Consider the following 20,537-nt stretch of genomic DNA (forward strand, 5'->3'; position numbering starts at 1 on the left):
AACATAAAAATAGTGTGATTAATTGACCTGTTTCACATATAAGAGAGTAAATATAAGTTATTTAATGGTTTTAATTTTCTTAATTATTAATATATATTTTTATTTCTCTTAGCTATTTAATTATTTCTTAAATTAACTTATGTTAATGCCATAGATTCTAATATCCAAAGAACTTGGGGCTGTAGGTAGGCAACAAGTGACTCGGTAATCTCAAGTACGATGAATATTTGTTAATTAAGGTGAGTAGTTTGTCGATTCCTTGCACAGTAGAAAAATTAACATGGCGTGGCCGAATGTGGAGCCGATTGAAAAATATGGCTTTCCCGTTGCGCATATTTTTACTGCTATTAACCGTCTCTATTCTGTTTACTGGCGCATTGGATCGCTTTTTAAGTCACAATTTTGAGCAATACCTGCTGGATCAGGTCAGCAAGACTGCAATGAATCAGGCCAAAATTATTGCGTCGATGGACTCAGTGGTTAATGCGGTGAAACATCGTGATAAAGCTGAGTTGGCGCAAATTGTTGGCCGATTGGGAAATACCTCGGATCTGGATTATCTGGTCATCGGCGATACGCACTCGATTCGCCTCTATCACCCAAATCCGGACATGATTGGCTACCCGATGCAGTGGACCAAACCCGGCGCTCTCGAACGGGGCGAGAGTTACATTATTTTTGGTAAAGGTTCGATGGGCGAAGCCATGCGCGCTAAAACACCTATCCGTGATGAGCAGGGGAAAATCATCGGGGTGGTGTCTTTAGGGTATCTGATCAGCAAAATCGACCATTGGCGGCTTGTTTACCTTCTACCACTCACCCACTCTTTTCTGATTGTGCTTGCCCTGTTACTGCTGTTGTCATGGCTTTTTGCTAATCATATTCGTCGACAAATGATGGGGATGGAACCCAAAGAAATAGCGCGAGTACTCCGACAACAAGAGGCACTTTTTGGTGCCGTATTTGAAGGGCTACTTGCCGTTGATCCTGAGGGAAGGATCACTGCAATCAATCAGAATGCGCGTAAAATGCTGCACATTTCTGCCACACCACAGCAGTTGATTGGTCGAAAAGTCAGTGACGTCGTTTCACCTGATCACTTCTTTCTCGATCAAACTGGTGATAACCGCCACGATGAGTTGTGCACTTTTAATGGTTTGAATGCGATTGCCAACCGAGCGGGGATTTGGTCAGAAGATGGCGTGTTCCAAGGTTGGGTGGTGAGTTTTCGTAGTCAGGATGATATTCATACACTCAGCGCCCAGCTCAGTCAGATTCAACAATATGTCGAAAATCTGCGCACCGTCCGCCACGAGCATCTGAATTGGATGTCCACCATGAGTGGGTTGTTGCAGATGAAAGAGTTTGACCGAGCACTAGAGATGGTGAAAACCGAATCATCCTCCCATCAGGCGCTAATTGATATGCTACGTACCGCTTTTAATAACCGGCAGATCGCGGCGTTATTATTTGGCAAGTATCACCGGGCGCGGGAGTTGGGGTTGACCTTAAATTTTGTCCCAGGTTGTCAGTTAACCCATCTGCCCTCCACTATTGGCGAAAATGAACTGGCCGCCATTATGGGAAACTTACTGGATAACGCCTTTGAGGCCAGCTTAAAAAACCCAGACAGTGATAAGCAGATTGAAATCTACCTATCTGATGAGGGCGATGATCTGATTTTAGAGGTGGCAGACCATGGTTGCGGTATCGACCCACAATTGCAAGACAGTCTGTTCGAGCGTGGTATCAGCTCCAAGAATTCCGATGAACATGGCATTGGCCTGTATCTGGTCGCAACCTATGTTCAGCAAAGTGGTGGCACCATTACGATAGAAAATAATCCGCCACGCGGCACCTTATTTACAGTCTTTATTCCGAAGACGCATTGATCTCAAAGACGGGGAGATCCCATGGAATGGCTTAATATTTTAGTGGTAGAAGACGAAACGCCGCTGGCAGAGATGCATGCAGAATTTATCAAGCAAAGCAGTTATTGCCGCGAAGTTTGGCTGGCGGGCAATTTACAGCAAGCCCGCAGTATGGTGGCACGCTTTCACCCTGATTTGATTTTGCTGGATAACTATTTGCCAGATGGTAGTGGCTTGGAATTATTGCGCGAGATGACTCTACAAGGGTTCTCTGGCGGCATTATTTTTGTGACTGCGGCCAGCGACAGTGAAACTGTATCAGAAGCAATCCGATATGGTGTTTTTGACTATCTGATAAAACCGGTGGCCTATGAACGGTTAGAGCAATCATTAGCCCGTTACAGCCATCGCCATCAAGTATTGCAGGATGGCACTAAAGTTAACCAGCGCCAAATTGATGAAATGTATAATACTTATGCTCGCGGCGAGCAAAAAGTGACCTTGCCGTTGGGAATAGACCAAATGACACTGGATAAAGTCCAAACCCTATTCAGTAATAATGCCGATGAATATACCGCTGAAAATGTAGCGCAAGTGCTCGGGTTAAGCCGCACGACAGCCCGCCGTTATCTGGAGTTCTGTGCAGCCAATCAAGCCCTACAGGCCGAGATTATTTATGGCAAGGTTGGCCGACCACAACGCATCTATCGCAGCAAAAAACCGGTGTAATGCTTAAGTCCCCCTCTCTCGCGCTCCACTCACCTTCGTGGGGCGCGGTATTTCCCCGCAACAACTGCCTATTTATTCTTCTGTTTTTTCTTGCATATGTTAAGCCTCTTACATTTCTGATAACAATTATTGCCATGCTAAAGATTGATGCGCATCATGCACTTCTGTGTTCCGTAATAATGAAAAATCATGATTAACGTCGCCTTGATAGATGACCATATTGTCGTCCGCTCTGGTTTTGCACAGCTACTCTCACTGGAAAAAGATATTCGTATTATCGGTGAATATGGTTCTGCAGCAGAGGCTTGGGACAAGCTATCCAATATTGATGTGCATGTTGCTGTGATGGACATTTCGATGCCAGATGAAAGCGGATTAAGTCTGCTTAAACGTCTGCGCCAAAAAATCCCGCATTTTCGCGCCATCATTTTGAGTATTTATGACACCACTGCATTTGTGCAAAGCGCAATGGACGCCGGTGCCAGCGGCTATCTAACCAAACGTTGTGGCCCAGATGAATTAGTACAAGCACTACGCACCGTCAGCGGAGGCGGGCTTTATCTGTGCGCGGATGCCTTACGGGCACTACGCCATATGCCCCAACAACCACAGCAACTGGCAGTTCTGACACCTCGTGAAAAAGAAATTTTTCAATTATTGGTTAACGGAATCAGTGTTAAATCTATCGCAGAGCAATTATCTCTTAGCCACAAAACCGTGCATGTTCATCGCGCTAATATTTTGGGTAAGTTGAACTGCGAAACCACCGTCGAACTGGTGCATTTCGCACTACAACATCAGTTATTGGCAGGTAACTGATGTGGCAGTTGCGCTCAGTGGGGCTATCACTGTTTTTGGTGATGTTTTTCTCCATGAGTTGGTTGGCGCTGTGGTCTATTAGTTTTTATCTCAGTGATGACGGTTTGCATGCCGTGTTGCTGTTGCCGCAGGGCCTGCGATTAGCATTAATGATCCTGCTGCCACGGCGATATTGGTCGATATTATTACTGACAGAGTGCGTCGCATTAGGCTGGCTGCACAGTGAAGCCTTGCAACCCACCGCGCTGATTATGCTGTCCCCTTTCCTGAGTTTGCTGCCTGCCTGGCTGACCCAGCGCTTTTGGCACCATTACACCCTTTACTGGCAGCGGTTGTTATTACTTCTCACTGCCGTTACTGGCAATAGTCTATTGCACGGGCTGGTGTTGGGTTTCTGGCTCCCTCTCCCTTTAACTCAAACCCTGCTCGCCACCTTTACCGGTGGCATTCTGCTCGTGCCCTTTACTTATCTAATCTATGAATACTTAAAACAGCAGCATATCCGTAATTTATTTTCTCAGCAGATGCCTGACCCGCCACTGCGCACGTCGCTACTGATTTGGTGCTCGCTGATTTTTGCTATTGGGGTCTGTGTGCAAATGGCGATTGCTCCCAATATGGAGCGGTTACTTCTCATTTTCGTCTTCCTGCCCAATGTCTTTATGGCCTACAAATTTGGCTGGCAGGGTGGGGTTTTGGCGGCAGTCTTAGGCAGCCTGATGATCACGGTAACCCGTCAGGCCAGCGGCGCATTTCATGACCTGGCCGAATTAGAGCTATTCCTCTCGACTCAGGCCCTATTAGGGATGACGCTGGGGATAGCCATTAGCCGTCAACAGCAACTGGCGCAGCACCTACACCGTTATCGCAATCAGTTAGAACAAGAGCTACAAACCCGTCGCAAACTGATGAAACGGTTAGTACATACCGAGGAAGATGTACGCAAAGAAATTGCTCGTGAGCTACATGATGAAATTGGTCAGAATATTACGGCCATCCAAATTCAGGCGATGTTGGTTAACCGCAGCGCGCCTTCTCCCGCCGCTCAATCGGCCGCGGATCAAATTAGCCATTTATCGCAACGTATTCACCAGACTACCCGACAGTTGTTGCGTCAATTGCGCCCGCCAGTGCTGGATGAAATGCCGTTGGATCAAGCACTGCACCATTTGGCCGAAGAATTTGCCTTTGCCGAGCAAGGGATTCACTTCCAACTGGATTATACGCTGCCATCCCCCCCTGCTGAGGATGTGGTGATATTGACACTCTACCGGCTGGTACAAGAGCTGCTCAATAATATTAATAAACATGCTAATGCCCGTAATATTCAGGTCAGCCTACATTTGACGGACAACATCATCACACTGGATGTTCGTGATGATGGTATGGGAATGCCAGAACAACCCGCTACCGGTAGTTTTGGACTGCGGGGTATTGAAGAGCGTGTGCGAGCACTTGGCGGCGACTGGCTATTACAACGCCGCCGGGGTACTCGGGTGGTCGTGAACCTCCCCACTCATGCCCGTCCCCACGACTCTGTGAGCCTGTCCACAGAACGGGATCAAAAACCCGCATAAATAGGCATTATTCCTAGCCATCTACAACCTTGTCTCATCTCTTTTACTTTTACCTTCCCTACACTCGATTCAATTACCGGAGGAATCTATGCCTGCATCATCCTTGTCGTCAAAGGCTTTACCCCCTGAGCCTTTGACGCCAGAACAGGTCAATGCGCGCTATCGCTACTGGCGACCGCGCCTAATGGCCGCCATGGTGATGGGGTATGCGGCATTTTACCTGACTCGCAAAAGTGTCAACTACGCCATGCCGGTGATGCAACTGGAGTTGGGGTTAGATAAAGGGGATATCGGTTTACTCGGCACCTTGTTTTATCTGGCCTACGGCGGCTCCAAATTTGTTTCCGGCATTGTCAGTGATCGCACCCAAGCCCGCTGGATTATGGGTATCGGCCTGATGATGACCGGGGTACTGAATGTGGTTTTTACCCTGTGTCACTCTCTGCCCGCGTTGTTGGTAGTTTGGACACTCAACGGGTTCTTTCAGGGATGGGGATGGCCTCCTTGCGCCAAATTACTCAGTACGTGGTATTCGCGCAATGAGCGAGGCAGTTGGTGGGGGTGTTGGAATACCTCCATCAGTATTGGCGGGGCGGCGGTTCCGCTACTGTCCGCGTTTCTGGCCTCACACTATGGTTGGCAGGCCGCCCTGCTCGTCCCCGGAGCTATAGGTATTGTTCTTGGTATTTGGTTGTGTTGGCAGCTGTGTGATAAGCCGCAAGAGCAAGGATTACCGACCATTGGCCAATGGCGACGCGATCCGCAGGACCAGTGGCAAGAGCAACAAAGCCCCCCGATGCCGATGGGACGCATTTTTCGCGATGCCATTTTGCGCAACCGTACCATCTGGCTGCTGGGGGTCTCTTATGTCTTGGTCTATCTGATCCGTATTGCTCTCAACGACTGGGGCAATATTTGGCTGGCGGAGAGCCACGGGGTCAATTTACTCAGTGCCAATGCCACCTTATCGCTGTTTGAGCTGGGGGGATTATTTGGCGCGCTGTTTGCGGGTTGGGGATCCGATTTGCTGTTTCGCGGTCAGCGGGCACCCATGATTTTGTTATTCGCTCTGGGATTGTTTCTGACCATGACCGCCCTATGGTTGGCACCCGTTCATAACTATTCGCTGCTGTCAGTGACATTTTTTAGTATCGGTTTTTTTGTCTTCGGACCACAGATGTTAATTGGCTTGGCGGCCACCGAATATACCCATAAAGATGCTGCCGGCACCGTCACCGGGTTTCTTGGGTTGTTTGCCTACCTCGGTGCAGCACTGGCCGGGTGGCCATTAGCACAAGTGCTGCAACATTATGGTTGGCCAGGTTTTTTTGCACTGCTCACACTGGCAGCGGCCTGTGTAGGATTGTTATTAATGCCTTTGCTGATGACCGGCATTAATCGATTAGGGTTCGAACCCGCGGGAAAGCGTTTCCTCCCGACAAGCAAAGACTAAAAGTACCTTAAGCAAAGTAAGTCATACCTCTCTACAACAACTACAGCTCTGCTTGTCTCTCGATGTTGGGGAGCATCAGAGTATAAAAAGGATAATGTTATGAAACTTGCACCACTCTCTGTACTGATTGCTGCGGGCCTCGCACTGAGCGCCTTTACTACTGTCGCCAAAGCAGAAGGCCGGTTGGTCATTTATTGCAGCGCGACCAATGCGATGTGTGAAGAAGAAGCCAAAGCATTCGGTGACAAATATGATGTTAAAACCAGTTTTATCCGCAATGGCTCCGGCAGCACATTGGCTAAAGTTGATGCCGAGAAAAAGAACCCACAGGCTGATGTTTGGTATGGCGGCACGTTGGATCCACAATCTCAAGCTGGGGAGATGGATTTACTCTATGCCTACCAGTCACCTAATTTGTCTCAAATCATGCCGCAATTCCGTGATCCGGCAAAACGCAAAGGTAACTACTCCTCGGCGGTTTATATCGGTATTTTGGGTCTTGGCGTCAATACCGACCGTCTGAAAGAAAAAGGCTTGCCAGAACCTAAGTGCTGGAAAGATTTGACCAACCCAATCTACAAAGGTGAAATCCAGATTGCCGATCCGCAAAGCTCAGGCACTGCCTATACGGCGCTGGCGACTTTCTCACAATTGTGGGGGGAAGATGCTGCCTTTGATTACCTGAAAAAACTCAATGCCAACGTGTCGCAATACACCAAATCCGGCATCGCCCCAGCCCGTAACGCCGCTCGCGGAGAGACCACCATCGGTATTGGCTTCCTGCACGATTACTCACTGGAAAAAGAGAAAGGCGCGCCACTGAAACTGATTTCACCTTGTGAAGGTTCTGGCTATGAAATAGGTGGCGTCAGCATTCTGAAAGGTGCACGTAATCTAGATAATGCCAAATTATTCGTTGATTGGGTGCTGTCAAAAGATGCCCAAGAATTGGCGTGGCAGAAAGGTCAATCCTACCAAATTCTGACCAATACAACGGCGGCTACCTCCCCTAACTCACTCAAGCTTGAAGATCTGAAGCTGATTAACTACGACATGGACACCTACGGTGCGACCGAGATGCGTAAGAAGCTCATTACCAAGTGGGTTAATGACGTCAAGATGGGCAAATAGCAACTAAGTATAAATATTAATAACTTATCGACTATTTCTATACCCAAAGTCATTGGCGTTACAGCAAAGAAACTCACACCGCTGTAACGCCAAAGACGCCGGTTATCTAGGGAACACCATGACACATACTCTGCGGCTCCCGCAGACACGGGATGCCATTTTCTATTGGTTGGCTTTCGCCGTGGCTGCTTTTGCCTTATTACCTGCATTCAGTCTAGATTACGGACTGCTTGAAGCGAGCCGGTCAGAACTCCTGGCCGCTTATGGTTGGTCTGGCTTAAACATCAGCATTTTGTGGTTTGCCCTGCCATTAGTATTACTGTTTCGGCCACTTTCTCCACAGGGGCGTGAACACCGTACTCGCCACTTATTCGATGCGGGCTATGCCCTTTTCTGTGCTCTTTTTGTGGTTATCACCTCAGCCTGGTTAGGGCGCGGATTGGGTTTTGCCACCATCGGGCTATTTATCGCTTTAGGTGCCGTCATTACGCTGGCACTGGCCCGGCTTGAATGGCTAGGTGGAGATCGTTTCGTCCTAGGATCACTGGTCACCATTATTGCGCTGATCACCGTGTTTATCCTGTTCCCCAGCATTGCTATTTTTATTCCGGTATTTACCGATGAAAGTGGGGCTTTTGCGCCATGGCAATTTATGGCGATCCTTGGGCAGGCACATATCCTGCAAGTTATCTGGAACTCATTTCTACTCTCCATTGCCGTCGGGATTGGTTGTACTTTCTTCGGCATGGTGCTGGCAATTTACACCACTAGAATTGCCAAGCGATCGGCTCTGCTGGGACGAATCTTCTCTATTTTACCTATCGTCACCCCACCTTTTGTGGTTGGGCTGGGTGTTACCTTGATGATGGGCCGCTCCGGTTATGTCACTGAATTAATGGTTACTTGGTTTGGGTTAACCAATACTAACTGGCTATATGGCTTTACCGGTATCTGGCTAGCACAGGTTCTGGCCTTTACGCCGATGTCATTTATGATCCTCGACGGCGCAATAAAAACCATTCACCCGTCATTAGAAGAGGCCTCTTATACATTGCGCGCCAGCCGCTGGCAGACCTTTATGCAAGTGTTCCTGCCGCTACTAAAACCGGCACTGGCGAACTCATTTTTGATAGTCATCGTGCAATCATTGGCTGATTTTAGTAACCCGCTGGTATTGGGAGGGAACTTTGACGTGCTCGCCACGCAAATCTACTTCTATATTACCGGCGCACAACTTGATTATCCGGCAGCCTCGACACTGGGTGTCATCTTGCTGATGTTCTCGCTATTCATCTTCTGTATCCAATATATGTGGATAGGTAAACGCTCCTACGTCACCATTTCTGGTAAATCCTCTCGGGGTGATGTCCAGCCACTACCGGTCTCACTGGTATGGGGGACTACAGCGATGTTGTATGTGTGGATTGCCTTTAATGTGTTGCTGTACGGCAGCATTTTCTACGGCAGCTTCACCGTCAACTGGGGGGTGGATTACACCCTGACACTGAACAACTTTAACCAGTTATTCGGCCAAGGTTTCAGTGATGGTGCATGGCCTTCCCTGCTAGACACACTGCTGTATGCCGGTATTGCAGCGCCAATTACTGCCGCCTTTGGTCTGCTGATTGCCTACATCGTGGTACGCCAGCAATTCCGGGGTAAAAAAACCATCGAGTTCAGCACCATGCTTTGTTTTGCCGTGCCTGGGACGGTAGCCGGTGTCTCCTATATTCTGGCCTTTAACAGTGCTCCGGTGTACCTGACCGGTACTGCCGCTATCGTCATTATTTCAATGGTAATGCGCAACGTACCAGTAGGAATACGTGCCGGGATTGCCGGACTGGGGCAATTAGATAAATCGTTGGATGAAGCCTCACTGAGTTTACGAGCGGGATCTTTGCGTACCGTGGTTTATATCTTATTGCCCTTGCTGCGCCCGGCGATTTTGTCGGCCCTGATATACAGCTTCGTGCGCGCTATGACCACCGTCAGCGCCATCGTCTTCTTGGTGACGCCGGATACACGCGTCGCGACCTCATACATCCTAAATCGGGTGGAAGATGGCGAATACGGTATCGCAATTGCTTATGGTTCGATTCTTATTGTGGTGATGCTCGCCATCATCTTCCTGTTTGATTATCTGGTTGGCGAAGCGCGTATTGCCCGCTCGAAAGCCAGTAACGCCCAATAGTGGCGCACTAATAAGGCTGATTACTATGTCTAATGAACAATATGGGTCGATAGAAAACCACGGGGCTAATCAAGATAACGGGCCTGATAAAAAGCATTTTGTCGAACTCAAACATGTGACCAAGCGCTTTGGAACTAACACTGTGATTGACGACTTAAGTTTGGCTATCCCTAAAGGGGAAATGGTCACGCTGCTTGGGCCATCAGGTTGCGGAAAAACCACGGTATTGCGGCTAGTTGCTGGTTTAGAAAAACCCAGCAGTGGGCAAATTTTTATTGACGGTGAAGATGTTACTGACAGATCCATCCAACAACGCGATATCTGCATGGTATTTCAGTCCTATGCTCTGTTCCCGCACATGTCGCTTGGCGAAAACATTGGTTATGGCCTGAAAATGTTGGGACGCCCCAAAGACGAAATTCATGAGCGTGTGCAGGAAGCACTGGCATTGGTTGATTTAGAAGGGTTTGCTGACCGCTTTGTTGACCAAATATCAGGAGGGCAGCAGCAACGTGTGGCACTGGCAAGAGCACTAATCCTCAAACCGAAAGTGCTACTCTTTGATGAGCCATTGAGCAATCTGGATGCTAACCTGCGCCGCAGCATGCGCGATAAAATTCGTGAGTTGCAGCAGCAATTTAATATTACCTCGCTGTATGTGACCCACGACCAAAGTGAGGCTTTTGCCGTCTCTGATACTGTGTTGGTGATGAATAAAGGCAAAATCATGCAAATTGGTGCGCCGCAAACGCTTTATCGCCAGCCTGCATCTCACTTTATGGCCAGCTTTATGGGGGATGCCAACGTCTTCCCCGCGCGGATTAACAGTGACAGTGTTGAAATCTTTGGTTATCACATCCCACGACCGCAGGGGTTTGCAGCGGGTTACCAACAATCAACGGTGGGTGTGCGCCCTGAAGCCATTACTCTGAGCCAACAAGGTGAGCCGAGTCAGCGCTGCATCATTAATAAAGTGGCCTATATGGGGCCACAATATGAAGTGCTGGTCGATTGGCAGGGGCAATCATTATTGCTACAAGTGAATGCCACACAGCTACAACCCGCTCCGGGTGATAGCTATTATCTGCAAATTCATCCGTATGGCATGTTTGTGCTGGCAGATACACCAGAGTAAATGCGCTGGCGAGCAGCAGAAATACACCGCTGCTCGCCTATTTTTGGTTGAAATATTGAGCTAAAAACCAAAAACCTCAATAAGTTGCACAAACTCTAAGCAAACGATTCAAAATTACTGTTTCCCCTTTGACATGTTCTGCATACCCCGCTATTATTCGCCCCGTTCACACGATTCCTCTGTAGTTCAGTCGGTAGAACGGCGGACTGTTAATCCGTATGTCACTGGTTCGAGTCCAGTCAGAGGAGCCATATTTAGAGAAGCCCGCTTAGGAAACTAAGCGGGTTTTTTGCTTTACCTGCCGATAACGCAACGTCAATTGAGTTACAATTCTTAATACAATATTATTAATTTTATTCGCTCATTGCTGATGACACTATTATGAAATTAGCGGCTATGCCCCTGATATTCATACCGGAATAACTCATACACAGAAAGATGGAAGTTTCCTACGCACAGACCTGAAATGTCGTATATATTTACATTTAGAATTATAACTTAACTATTTCTTCTCTCTTTTTCTGATTAATCCATTTTAATTTTAATAAAAAAAATCCTAATTCGTTTATAATCAAATCACTAAACAGAATAAAGCCTTTGGGACAAATCTGATTAAGCAAACTATACATAAGCAAGAATCTTTTCTTGATAATCTATAATTACGGATTAAAATCACCGAAATAGTACTTTGGGCATCGGCAGTAGCGGTTCTTGTTTATCTCGTCTTGGGTAATCATTTGAAGTCGATCGGTGCGAGCGAGGAGCAGTGAATTAACTCTGCAAATCCCAAGATATAACGGTTATGGAGATAACATGACAAAATCAGTGATGATAGTTGATGACCACCCGGCAATTCGTGTCGCTATTCGAGCTTTGCTATCACAAAGCAACGAATTTTCAACTATTTATGAGTCAGTTGATGGCAGTGAAGCCTTAGAAACATTAAAAAATAATCCGGTTGATCTGGTTATTATCGATATTGAGTTGCCTAATTTTGATGGTTTCTCATTACTGAAAAAGCTGCAACAGCGTGGATTCACCGGTAAATCATTATTCTTGTCTGCCAAGAATGAGCAAGTCTTTGCTGTTCGGGCATTACAAGCAGGTGCCAACGGTTTCATTAGTAAAAATAAAGATATTAGTGAAATTCTATTTGCGGCACAAAACGTATTACGTGGGTATTCTTTCTTCCCATCGGAAACCTTGACCCAATTAGCAGGCCAGCCTTCCAGTCATGATCCTGTCAATCGGGCACGTTTGTTGTCAGAGCGTGAAATTAATGTCTTACGCTACCTTGTGAATGGCCTGTCGAATAAACAGATCGCCGATGAAATGTTTATCAGTAACAAGACCGTCAGCACTTATAAAACGCGTATCCTAACTAAATTAGGGCTAAGTTCTGTAATTGAACTTGCAGATTATGCGCATACCCATAATTTGGTGTAGTTCAGGTAGAACTGATTTGCAGCGTACAGAGTTATCTTTACGAAGTTGGTTTTCTTTACGCATTTTACTGTGCTGTTTGCTGTTACTGAGCGGACAGCTTCATGCCGCCTTGATAACCGGCCGTCAGGGATGCGATACAGGTCAGCCCCTGACACTGCACAGTATCGCCAATAGCTACAGTGAAGATTTATTACTTACCCCATCCACTGACACGCGCCAATCAAGCCGACGCACTGTGAAAGTGGGTGTGGTGATTGATGCCAATACCCCTTTTGTCGTTAATCGTGATGATAATTCCATTGAAGGGATTGTTGCGGATTATTTGAAAATCATTAGTGATGCCAGCCAACTCTCTTTCCAGATGTTTGGGTATTGCGATTATGGCTTGGTATTAAATGCATTGGAAAACGGCCAAATTGATTTAATGGCCGGTACCCCAATGCCCGCACAACCGGGGCTAATTGCTTCCCATGCTTTCTTTACTAACCGGCATGTCGAAGTGCGCAGTAAAAACTGGGATCCGACCAAACGTACCCACCCGGAAACAGTGGCTATTGTTAATAATGAGCCGCTTTCTCCTGAGTTTTTATTTAATTATCATGCTGATAAAATCGTCGCTTATCCTAACCAGTTGCAAGGATTGCTGGCTGTCGCCTATGGTAATGCTGATGTGTTTGTCTCTAATGCCACTTCAGCTAACTATCTGATTGACCAATTGCAGTTACTGACACTGCAAATTCGCAACTTTGCCCCTTATCATCCCGCGCCTTATACTTTCCTGGCGCTGGAAAAAAACCAAAAACTGATCGATTACATTAATCAGATTCTGGAATTATTACCCACCCGTGCCACTGGCGATATTCAGCAACGTTGGTTTGGCAGCAAACATCATTACAATATTGACGCCAAATTACTGCTGACAGAACAGGAAGTCAGTTGGATTCAAAGCCATCCAGAAGTGAGCTATATCGCCCCACTTGATTTGGCGCCACTGATATTCCGTGATCGTCAAACTGGGGAGATGGCCGGTTTTTCCGTCGACTTGATTGATATTATTTCACGGCGAACCGGGCTTAAATTTAAGCCGGTGTACACCAAAGACACCGGTGAAGGATTACGTGATTTTGTCGCCGGTAAAGTCGATATGCTGCCGATTGTGGCGGTGCGAAATGGTCAGTACGGTGGCAACCTTTACTCCTCTCCTGTGGCGCAGTCCTTATGGGGCATTCTGACACGTGAAGATCGGGTTGATATTAACAATGTGGCTGACTTGGCTGGAAAACGGGTAGGTATTCAGGCGGGTAGCTCGTCCAGTGGGCTAATTGGTAATCCACTGTTAGCACAGAAAATCACGTTTGTTCATGCCCCCGACACCATGACTCTGGTGCGCTGGCTGCAACAAGGGAAAGTTGACGCCATCATCAAGAATATGATGACGGCTAACTATCTATCGGCTCAAAACTTTACCCCGAAGATTAAAACCGTTGCGGTTGCGGGCGAAGAACCACTCATGATGGCCTTTGCCATCAACCCGCGACTGCCTGAGTTAAAAGCCATTATTGATAAAGTCATTGAGTCCATTCCTCCGGAAGAATTAGACAATCTGATCAGTGAATGGAGTACATTCAAACCGAACCCCGTCAGCTTTGATGACAAGTCATCTGAGAACGAGTGGCTCATGTTGGCGCTCAAAATAAGCTCAGGCCTATTGTTGGTCTTCGGTTTATATCTTTGCTATTTGGTATTCAATAAACGCCGTCAGGCCAAATTACTGCACACCCGTTTACAGCAACAAGAATCCATCATTAATGCATTGCCGTTCGCTGTATTTATTCGTACCGCAAATGGCGAGTTAGCGGTGTATAACAGCCATTTTGCTGATGCACACCAATACAAGCTCAACGACATGCTCAATCAAGATAGCGAGCAAGCTCACTGGCCAATGACCAGCCAGTTGGATCGTGAAATAGATAAGTACTGTCACTATGTATTGCAAGACAGAAAGCCACAGATGGTCGATTTATCTATTGAGATCAACGGCGAGCTGCGTGACGTTTTCCTGTGGATTATTCCTTTGGATAACGCCGAGCGCAGCCTATTAGGGGGTTGGCTGGATATCAGTCAGCGCAAAACTGTCGAACGCCAATTAGAAGCGGCCAGGGTTGAAGCGGAAAGTGCTAACCGAACCAAGAGCACTTTCTTGGCCACCATCAGTCACGAGTTGCGTACGCCAATGTACGCCATTATGGGTTTACTTGAGCTAGAAATACGTAGTGATCAACCTGTGGATAAAAATACACTAGTGACGGTCTCAAAATCGGCTCAATCGCTGATGCTGCTGCTAGATGACATCATCGATTCCGCCAAAATTGAAGCTGGGCAACTGAGTGTTCACCCGGCTGTTGTCGATTTCCGTCAAGAAATCGAACGAATGTTTACTATCTATCAGCCTATCGCCGATGAACGCAATCTCAGATTCTCTGGCTGGTTGGATGAGGAAATCCCTGATTTGCTGATGGTTGATATGCTGCGGGTCCGTCAGGTCATGGGGAATCTGTTGGGCAATGCGCTAAAATTCACTGAACAAGGTGGCGTTTCGGTCGATATCACATGGGAATCGACAGATGAAAAACATGGCGTAATGAGTATTGATATTACTGATACCGGTATTGGCATCTCCCCTGCCGCGCAGGCCACGCTATTCCAACCCTTTAGTCAGGCCAACGAAGGCAAATCGCCACGCTTCGGTGGTTCAGGCTTGGGGCTGTGGATCTGCCACCAACTGATTCACAAGATGGGGGGCGAAATCACCTTGGAAAGTCAGCTTGGTAAAGGCACCAGCTTGTTTATTACGTTACCGCTCGAAGTTGCCACTGCTGATGATTTACCACAAGATGCCAACATCGTGCATGCAGATGAAACGCAACTTAATAAATTGAAAAACTTGCGTATTTTAGTGGTGGATGACTTGCCTGCCAACCGCCAATTGCTTCAACAACAGTTAGCTTTCATCGGCATTGAGCAAGTCATGAGTGCGGAGAATGGCGCAGAAGCCTGGCAAATATTGCAGCGTTATAGTTTTGATGTGGTCATCACCGATTATAATATGCCGTTGATGAATGGCTATGAATTGGCCGCTCATATTCGCAATAGCGCGACGATGAAAGATATGGTCATCATTGGTTGTACCGCCGATGCACGGGAAGGCAGTGATATCCGCAGCAGTGATGCTGGGGTGAATGATTGTATGGTTAAACCCGTCACCATTGATACGTTACGCGCCACTTTGCTACGTCAGGACATTATCGGCAGTGAGGCTGATAGCGTTCATCATCTCGCGAATGATGAACACTTCATCGTTCAGGATAACGGGGCCTTAACCGAGACAAGCAATGAACCGCTGTCCCCCTTTATCGCCGCACAGAACAAGCTGAAGTCTCTTTCCGGCGGCAATGCTGAAGCCGAAATCAAGTTATTGCAATCTCTGCTAGAAAGTAGCGTGCAGGATGCCGCCACATTGACACAACTGTACACCCGACTCACTACCGAAGTGCTGCCTACCGATGCCTATGAAGAGATGGCCAGCTTGGTGCACCGGATTAAAGGTGGTGTGCAACTGATTGATGCTCAAACTCTGGTAAGCAGTTGTATTCAATTTGAATCTCTACTCCACGCACAGGACAGATATGCCGCGATTTCACATGGCGTTGATTTTCTGGCGCGACTAACCGAAGTGAACCAATTATTGGTGGAATTAATTGCCTCATATGCAGAAATAAGCCCTCCATCGATAGAATAGTATTGGTAGAATATTTTTCGTTAAAAGGCTGTCAGATATTTCTGCCAGCCTTTGTCCTGTAATTTCCGAATATTCTTGGTTTTCACAATAAATATAATTAGCTAACTAAATATACAGTAACCGTTTGAAATAAAAGAACTTTGTAAATACACTGCATTTTAATACGGTAAGTTCCTACAGATTTTGTGGGAAATTTCATGTGCAAAACAAAGACGCCTCTCATTCTGTCGCCCCCACTTTCCCCTTACACTACCACCGGCCTGAAACCAGATAGTCAATATAAATAACGGGTGATTATATTCAGCCCAATGATCGCTCATTTTGTTGAATGCGGCTGGTCCCCGTTGATGAAAATATAAAACATAAATTTAAGTGAGAATTACATGGGAAAAGTTCTAATGGCGTTGGCGCTACTCACCTTACCGGGTATAGCGTTGGCTGCGACATCAAATAACACTATCAAGTTTCAGGGTGAAGTGGCCGAGCAGACGTGCATGGTTGATATCAATGGTACTGCTAATACTCCTGTGGTTTTGTTACCTACCGTTTCCACCAGCAACCTCAATCAAGTGAATTCAGTCGCCGGAAAAACCAACTTCACCATCAATCTCACTGGGTGCAACATTGCCATTCAAGACACCAAAATTAGCTCGGTTTTTCAAGGGATGAATGTCACGTCTGCGGGTAATTTGGGTAATGTTGGCACCGCCCAGAATGTTGCTATTCAGTTGCTTGATACAAACGGTGCGCCAATTCGTATGTCTGGCGGCAGCGTAGCTGTACCCGGTATTACGCTGGTCGCTGGTGCAACATCTGCATCGCAGGACTTAGCAGCACAATACATTACGGAAGAAGGTCGCGCGACGGCGGGGAGTGTTATTGCTTCAGCCCAATATGCCATCACCTACCCCTGACTATTCGTGAAATCCGAACAGTTTCATGAATAAGTTGGCCAACCGGTAACGGAGCCAAGACAAACCAGAAAAACCAAGGATAAGTAAGCGCTATGACACTGACCGCCCACAAAATTATCGCCTGCTCTTTGCTGCTACTTAGCGGCGTACCCTTATGGGCGAAAGCCAGTGTCGTCATGACAGGGACTCGCATCATTTATCTTGAAGGCACCCGAGAGAAAGTGCTCCAACTCAGTAATAAAGACGAGCATCCAAACTTGGTCCAATTATGGATGGATGACGGCAATAATCAGTCTTCGCCCTCAAAAAGTGATGTCCCTTTCACATTGACACCGCAGATATTTCGTATGGAAGCGCACAGTGGGCAAGTGGTACGTTTATCCTACATTGAGCATAACTTACCCAAAGATCGTGAGTCTGTCTTCTATCTGAATTTTCTACAGATCCCCGCATTAAAAAAAGCGGATACGCAAACTGAAAACAAACTGGTTTTGATTGTCAATAATCGACTAAAGGTCTTTTATCGCCCTGCGGCATTAAAAGAAAACGTCGATACCTTGGGTGAAAAAATCCGCGTCACGCTCGACAGTGCTAACGGCGATAAAATCAAGATACATAATCCTACGGGTTATTATATCAGCCTACGTGATGCCAAACTGGTGAGTGATGGGAAGACAATTTCATTTGCAACCAGTGAGATGTTTGCCCCCAATTCGACGACTGACGTAGCGTTACCCGCTGGCGTCAAAGCCAAAAAAGGCGAATTACTGACGTTGAACGTAGTTAATGACTATGGCACCGATATCTCCAACAATTATCATTTGTAATGCCACCGTGATGATAATCCAGAGTGTGGTTGCCCGCAGGGATAGCCGGTGAGATTTTCTCCCGGTTTTCTCTGTCTACTGACACACGGCCTATTAGTCAGCCATATCGTGTCGGCGGCAGAGGAGAGTAATCAAGACGAATATGTGTTTGAGGATGCATTGTTGCGCGGCTCATCACTCGGCTTGGGTTCTATCTCCCGCTTTAATAAAAAAGACAGTTATGAAGCGGGTAAATACCACGTTGATCTCTTTATGAACAACAAATTTGTCGATCGTGTCGAACTGCTGTTTATCACGAAAGAGAATGCGGTAGTTCCCTGCCTGTCTGCTTCACAACTTCTGCAAGCAGGCGTGAATGAAGAAGCACTGGAAAAAGCCAATCACGACGATAACTGTCTTGATTTCAAAACCATCCTACCTGCCAGTGACTATCGCTTCGATTACGCCAAGCTACGTTTTGATCTCTCCATCCCACAATTGTTTGTTAAGAATGTACCGCGCGGCTATGTTGACCCGCGAAATCTTACCGCTGGCGAAACTATCGGTTTTAGCAATTACAACCTAAACCAATATCATGTCGGCTATAACAAAGATGGAATTAAGCGCGCAACCAACTCAAGTTATCTTAGCCTGAACAACGGTATCAACGCCGGAATGTGGCGCTTTCGTCAACAAGGCTCACTACGCTATGACGCGATCCGTGGGGCCAGTTGGACTTCTAATCGGTTATATAGCCAGCGCGCTCTACCCACAATTGGCAGTGAAGTGACCGTAGGTGAAACCTTCAGCTCGGGCCAATTTTTCTCTAGCTTAGGGTTTAGCGGTATCACACTGGCAACCGACGACCGCATGTTACCTGAGTCACTGCGCGGCTATGCGCCAATCGTACGAGGTATTGCCAGAACCAATGCCAAAGTCACGGTATATCAAAATAACCGGCCAATATACCAAAGCACGGTTTCACCGGGGCCTTTTGAGTTCACCGATTTATCTGCCACCAATTTTGGTGGTGATTTGACGGTTGAGATTCAGGAAGCCGATGGCAGCATAAGTACCTTTCAAGTGCCATTCTCCTCGGTTCCTGAGTCATTACGTCCCGGCTATTCTCGCTATAACTTCGCCGCGGGACAGGTCCGTGATCTCAGTAGTCATGAAGTGTTCAGTGAACTCACTTACCAGCGGGGGATTAACAACGTCATTACTGCCAATAGTGGCCTACGTGTGGCCTCTGGCTATCAGGCCATGATGCTTGGTGGCGTTTTCACCCACTATATTGGGGCTTTCGGACTAGATGCGACCTATTCAAATGCCCGTTTACCGGATGATGAACAGCACGGCTGGATGGCACGCGCCTCATTTAGCCGTACATTTGAAGCCACCAACACCACGTTATCCGTGGCAGGTTACCGCTATTCAACTGAAGGTTATCGTGATTTAAGTGATGTTTTGGGGATAAGGGCCGCCAGCAATGGCAAAGCCTGGACCTCTGGCACCTATCAACAACGCAGCCGGGCCGAGATATCCCTGAATCAGAACTTCAATGATTACGGCTCACTGTATTTAACAGCCTCTTCACAGGATTATCGCAATGCCCGCAAACGGGATACCCAATTGCAGTTAGGCTATGCCAACACCCTGTGGCGCAATACCAGTTTCAACCTTGCGGTTTCACAACAAAAAACGGGGGGGAGCAATGAAACCTACTTTGTCGATCCCGGTAGCGGCATGCCTGCAGCAAACGGTGCAAATTTACTCGCCATTAATGAAACCGTGGTGCAGATGTCTATTTCATTCCCGTTGGGAGGCAGCCCACAGGCACCTTATATCTCTGCAGGTGCCGTCAACAGTAAAGCCAGCGGTGCCAGCTATCAGACCTCATTATCGGGTGTTATGGGTGATGACCAATCTGCAAGTTACAGTATGGATTTCGCTCGCAGCGAGCAAAACAAAGAAAACACCTTTAGTGGGAGTTTACAAAAGCGACTCCCCATCACCAGCTTGAGTGGCAGTGCATCACGCAGTCCAGGTTATTGGCAAGGTTCGGCCAGTGCTCGCGGTGCAGTGGCATTCCACAGCGGTGGTGTCACGTTGGGGCCATACCTGAGTGACACTTTCGCACTGGTAGAAGCCAAAGGTGCCAGTGGCGCAAAAGTGATGTATGGGCAAGGGGCGAAAATTGACCGCTTTGGCTACGCCTTGGTCCCTACCCTGACCCCCTATCGCTATAACACGATTACTCTTGATCCCGATGGCATGGATTTCAATACCGAGCTTCAGGACGGTGAGCGACAAATCGCCCCTTATGCCGGTTCTGCCGTAAAAGTGGCCTTCCGAACCCTCAGCGGATATCCGCTATTAATTACCGTCAAATTGGCCGATGGCAGTCAACTGCCGATGGGGGCGGTGGTTTACAACGCAGCAAGCAAAACCGATAACGATGATGACGCCCCACACCAAGAAGTCGGTCTGGTTGGACAAGCCAGTCAGGCGTATTTACGGGCTGAAAAACCGCGCGGCACGCTCATTCTGGTCTGGGGGGATGCGGCCAATGAACGCTGCCAATTGGATTACGATTTAGGTCAGCCCGATAACGATAAACAGTTGTATAAACTTGATGCCTTGTGTGTCTTCCCCCATTGAATCAG

Annotated in this window: 13 protein-coding genes and 1 tRNA gene; all 14 read left to right on the forward strand. The window is 47.4% G+C overall.

Annotation, left to right across the window (positions count from 1 at the left end):
* The first annotated feature begins 314 nt into the window (after nt 1–314).
* The 14 genes from dpiB (at nt 315) to ACIOG0_RS13835 (ending at nt 20,532) form a co-directional block, all read left to right on the forward strand.
* Nucleotides 315–1,892, forward strand: coding sequence for a sensor histidine kinase DpiB (gene dpiB / locus ACIOG0_RS13770; protein WP_050101875.1), 1,578 nt, complete (start codon nt 315–317; stop codon nt 1,890–1,892).
* 21 nt (nt 1,893–1,913) lie between these two features.
* Nucleotides 1,914–2,600: a two-component response regulator DpiA gene (dpiA, locus tag ACIOG0_RS13775; protein WP_050101861.1), complete on the forward strand. Its 687-nt coding sequence runs from the start codon at nt 1,914–1,916 to the stop codon at nt 2,598–2,600.
* A 189-nt stretch (nt 2,601–2,789) separates the two neighbouring features.
* On the forward strand, nt 2,790–3,419 hold the full coding sequence (locus tag ACIOG0_RS13780) for a response regulator transcription factor (RefSeq protein ID WP_050101863.1): 630 nt from the start codon (nt 2,790–2,792) through the stop codon (nt 3,417–3,419).
* Entirely contained in the window at nt 3,419–4,996 is a 1,578-nt protein-coding gene (locus tag ACIOG0_RS13785) for an MASE1 domain-containing protein (RefSeq protein ID WP_128451050.1), read from the forward strand. The genes ACIOG0_RS13780 and ACIOG0_RS13785 overlap by 1 nt, the downstream gene beginning before the upstream one ends.
* An 88-nt stretch (nt 4,997–5,084) precedes the next feature.
* On the forward strand, nt 5,085–6,449 hold the full coding sequence (gene uhpC, locus ACIOG0_RS13790; protein WP_050101865.1) for an MFS transporter family glucose-6-phosphate receptor UhpC: 1,365 nt from the start codon (nt 5,085–5,087) through the stop codon (nt 6,447–6,449).
* Nucleotides 6,450–6,548: 99 nt separating this feature from the next.
* A complete protein-coding gene (locus ACIOG0_RS13795; RefSeq protein ID WP_050101866.1) occupies nt 6,549–7,580 on the forward strand; it encodes an ABC transporter substrate-binding protein in 1,032 nt (343 codons plus the stop codon).
* Nucleotides 7,581–7,698: 118 nt separating this feature from the next.
* Nucleotides 7,699–9,771, forward strand: a complete 2,073-nt coding sequence (locus ACIOG0_RS13800; RefSeq protein WP_050101867.1) for an iron ABC transporter permease — start codon at nt 7,699–7,701, stop codon at nt 9,769–9,771.
* A 25-nt stretch (nt 9,772–9,796) separates the two neighbouring features.
* Nucleotides 9,797–10,906: a ferric ABC transporter ATP-binding protein gene (gene fbpC / locus ACIOG0_RS13805; protein ID WP_050101868.1), complete on the forward strand. Its 1,110-nt coding sequence runs from the start codon at nt 9,797–9,799 to the stop codon at nt 10,904–10,906.
* Nucleotides 10,907–11,081: 175 nt separating this feature from the next.
* Nucleotides 11,082–11,157: transfer RNA gene (locus ACIOG0_RS13810), tRNA-Asn, on the forward strand.
* A 562-nt stretch (nt 11,158–11,719) separates the two neighbouring features.
* Nucleotides 11,720–12,352: a response regulator transcription factor gene (locus tag ACIOG0_RS13815; protein ID WP_004391176.1), complete on the forward strand. Its 633-nt coding sequence runs from the start codon at nt 11,720–11,722 to the stop codon at nt 12,350–12,352.
* 79 nt (nt 12,353–12,431) lie between these two features.
* The gene (locus tag ACIOG0_RS13820; RefSeq protein ID WP_050295572.1) at nt 12,432–16,151 is read left to right on the forward strand and encodes an ATP-binding protein; all 3,720 of its coding nucleotides are present in this window, start codon (nt 12,432–12,434) and stop codon (nt 16,149–16,151) included.
* A 383-nt stretch (nt 16,152–16,534) separates the two neighbouring features.
* Nucleotides 16,535–17,065 carry a fimbrial protein gene (locus ACIOG0_RS13825; protein ID WP_050101869.1) on the forward strand — a complete coding sequence of 177 codons (531 nt, stop codon included), beginning with the start codon at nt 16,535–16,537 and terminating at the stop codon, nt 17,063–17,065.
* 92 nt (nt 17,066–17,157) lie between these two features.
* Nucleotides 17,158–17,892, forward strand: coding sequence for a molecular chaperone (locus tag ACIOG0_RS13830; RefSeq protein ID WP_050101870.1), 735 nt, complete (start codon nt 17,158–17,160; stop codon nt 17,890–17,892).
* A 48-nt stretch (nt 17,893–17,940) separates the two neighbouring features.
* On the forward strand, nt 17,941–20,532 hold the full coding sequence (locus tag ACIOG0_RS13835; protein WP_050141297.1) for a fimbria/pilus outer membrane usher protein: 2,592 nt from the start codon (nt 17,941–17,943) through the stop codon (nt 20,530–20,532).
* The last annotated feature ends 5 nt before the right edge of the window (nt 20,533–20,537 follow it).

Source organism: Yersinia vastinensis, from assembly GCF_044905075.1.
Taxonomy (GTDB): domain Bacteria; phylum Pseudomonadota; class Gammaproteobacteria; order Enterobacterales; family Enterobacteriaceae; genus Yersinia; species Yersinia vastinensis.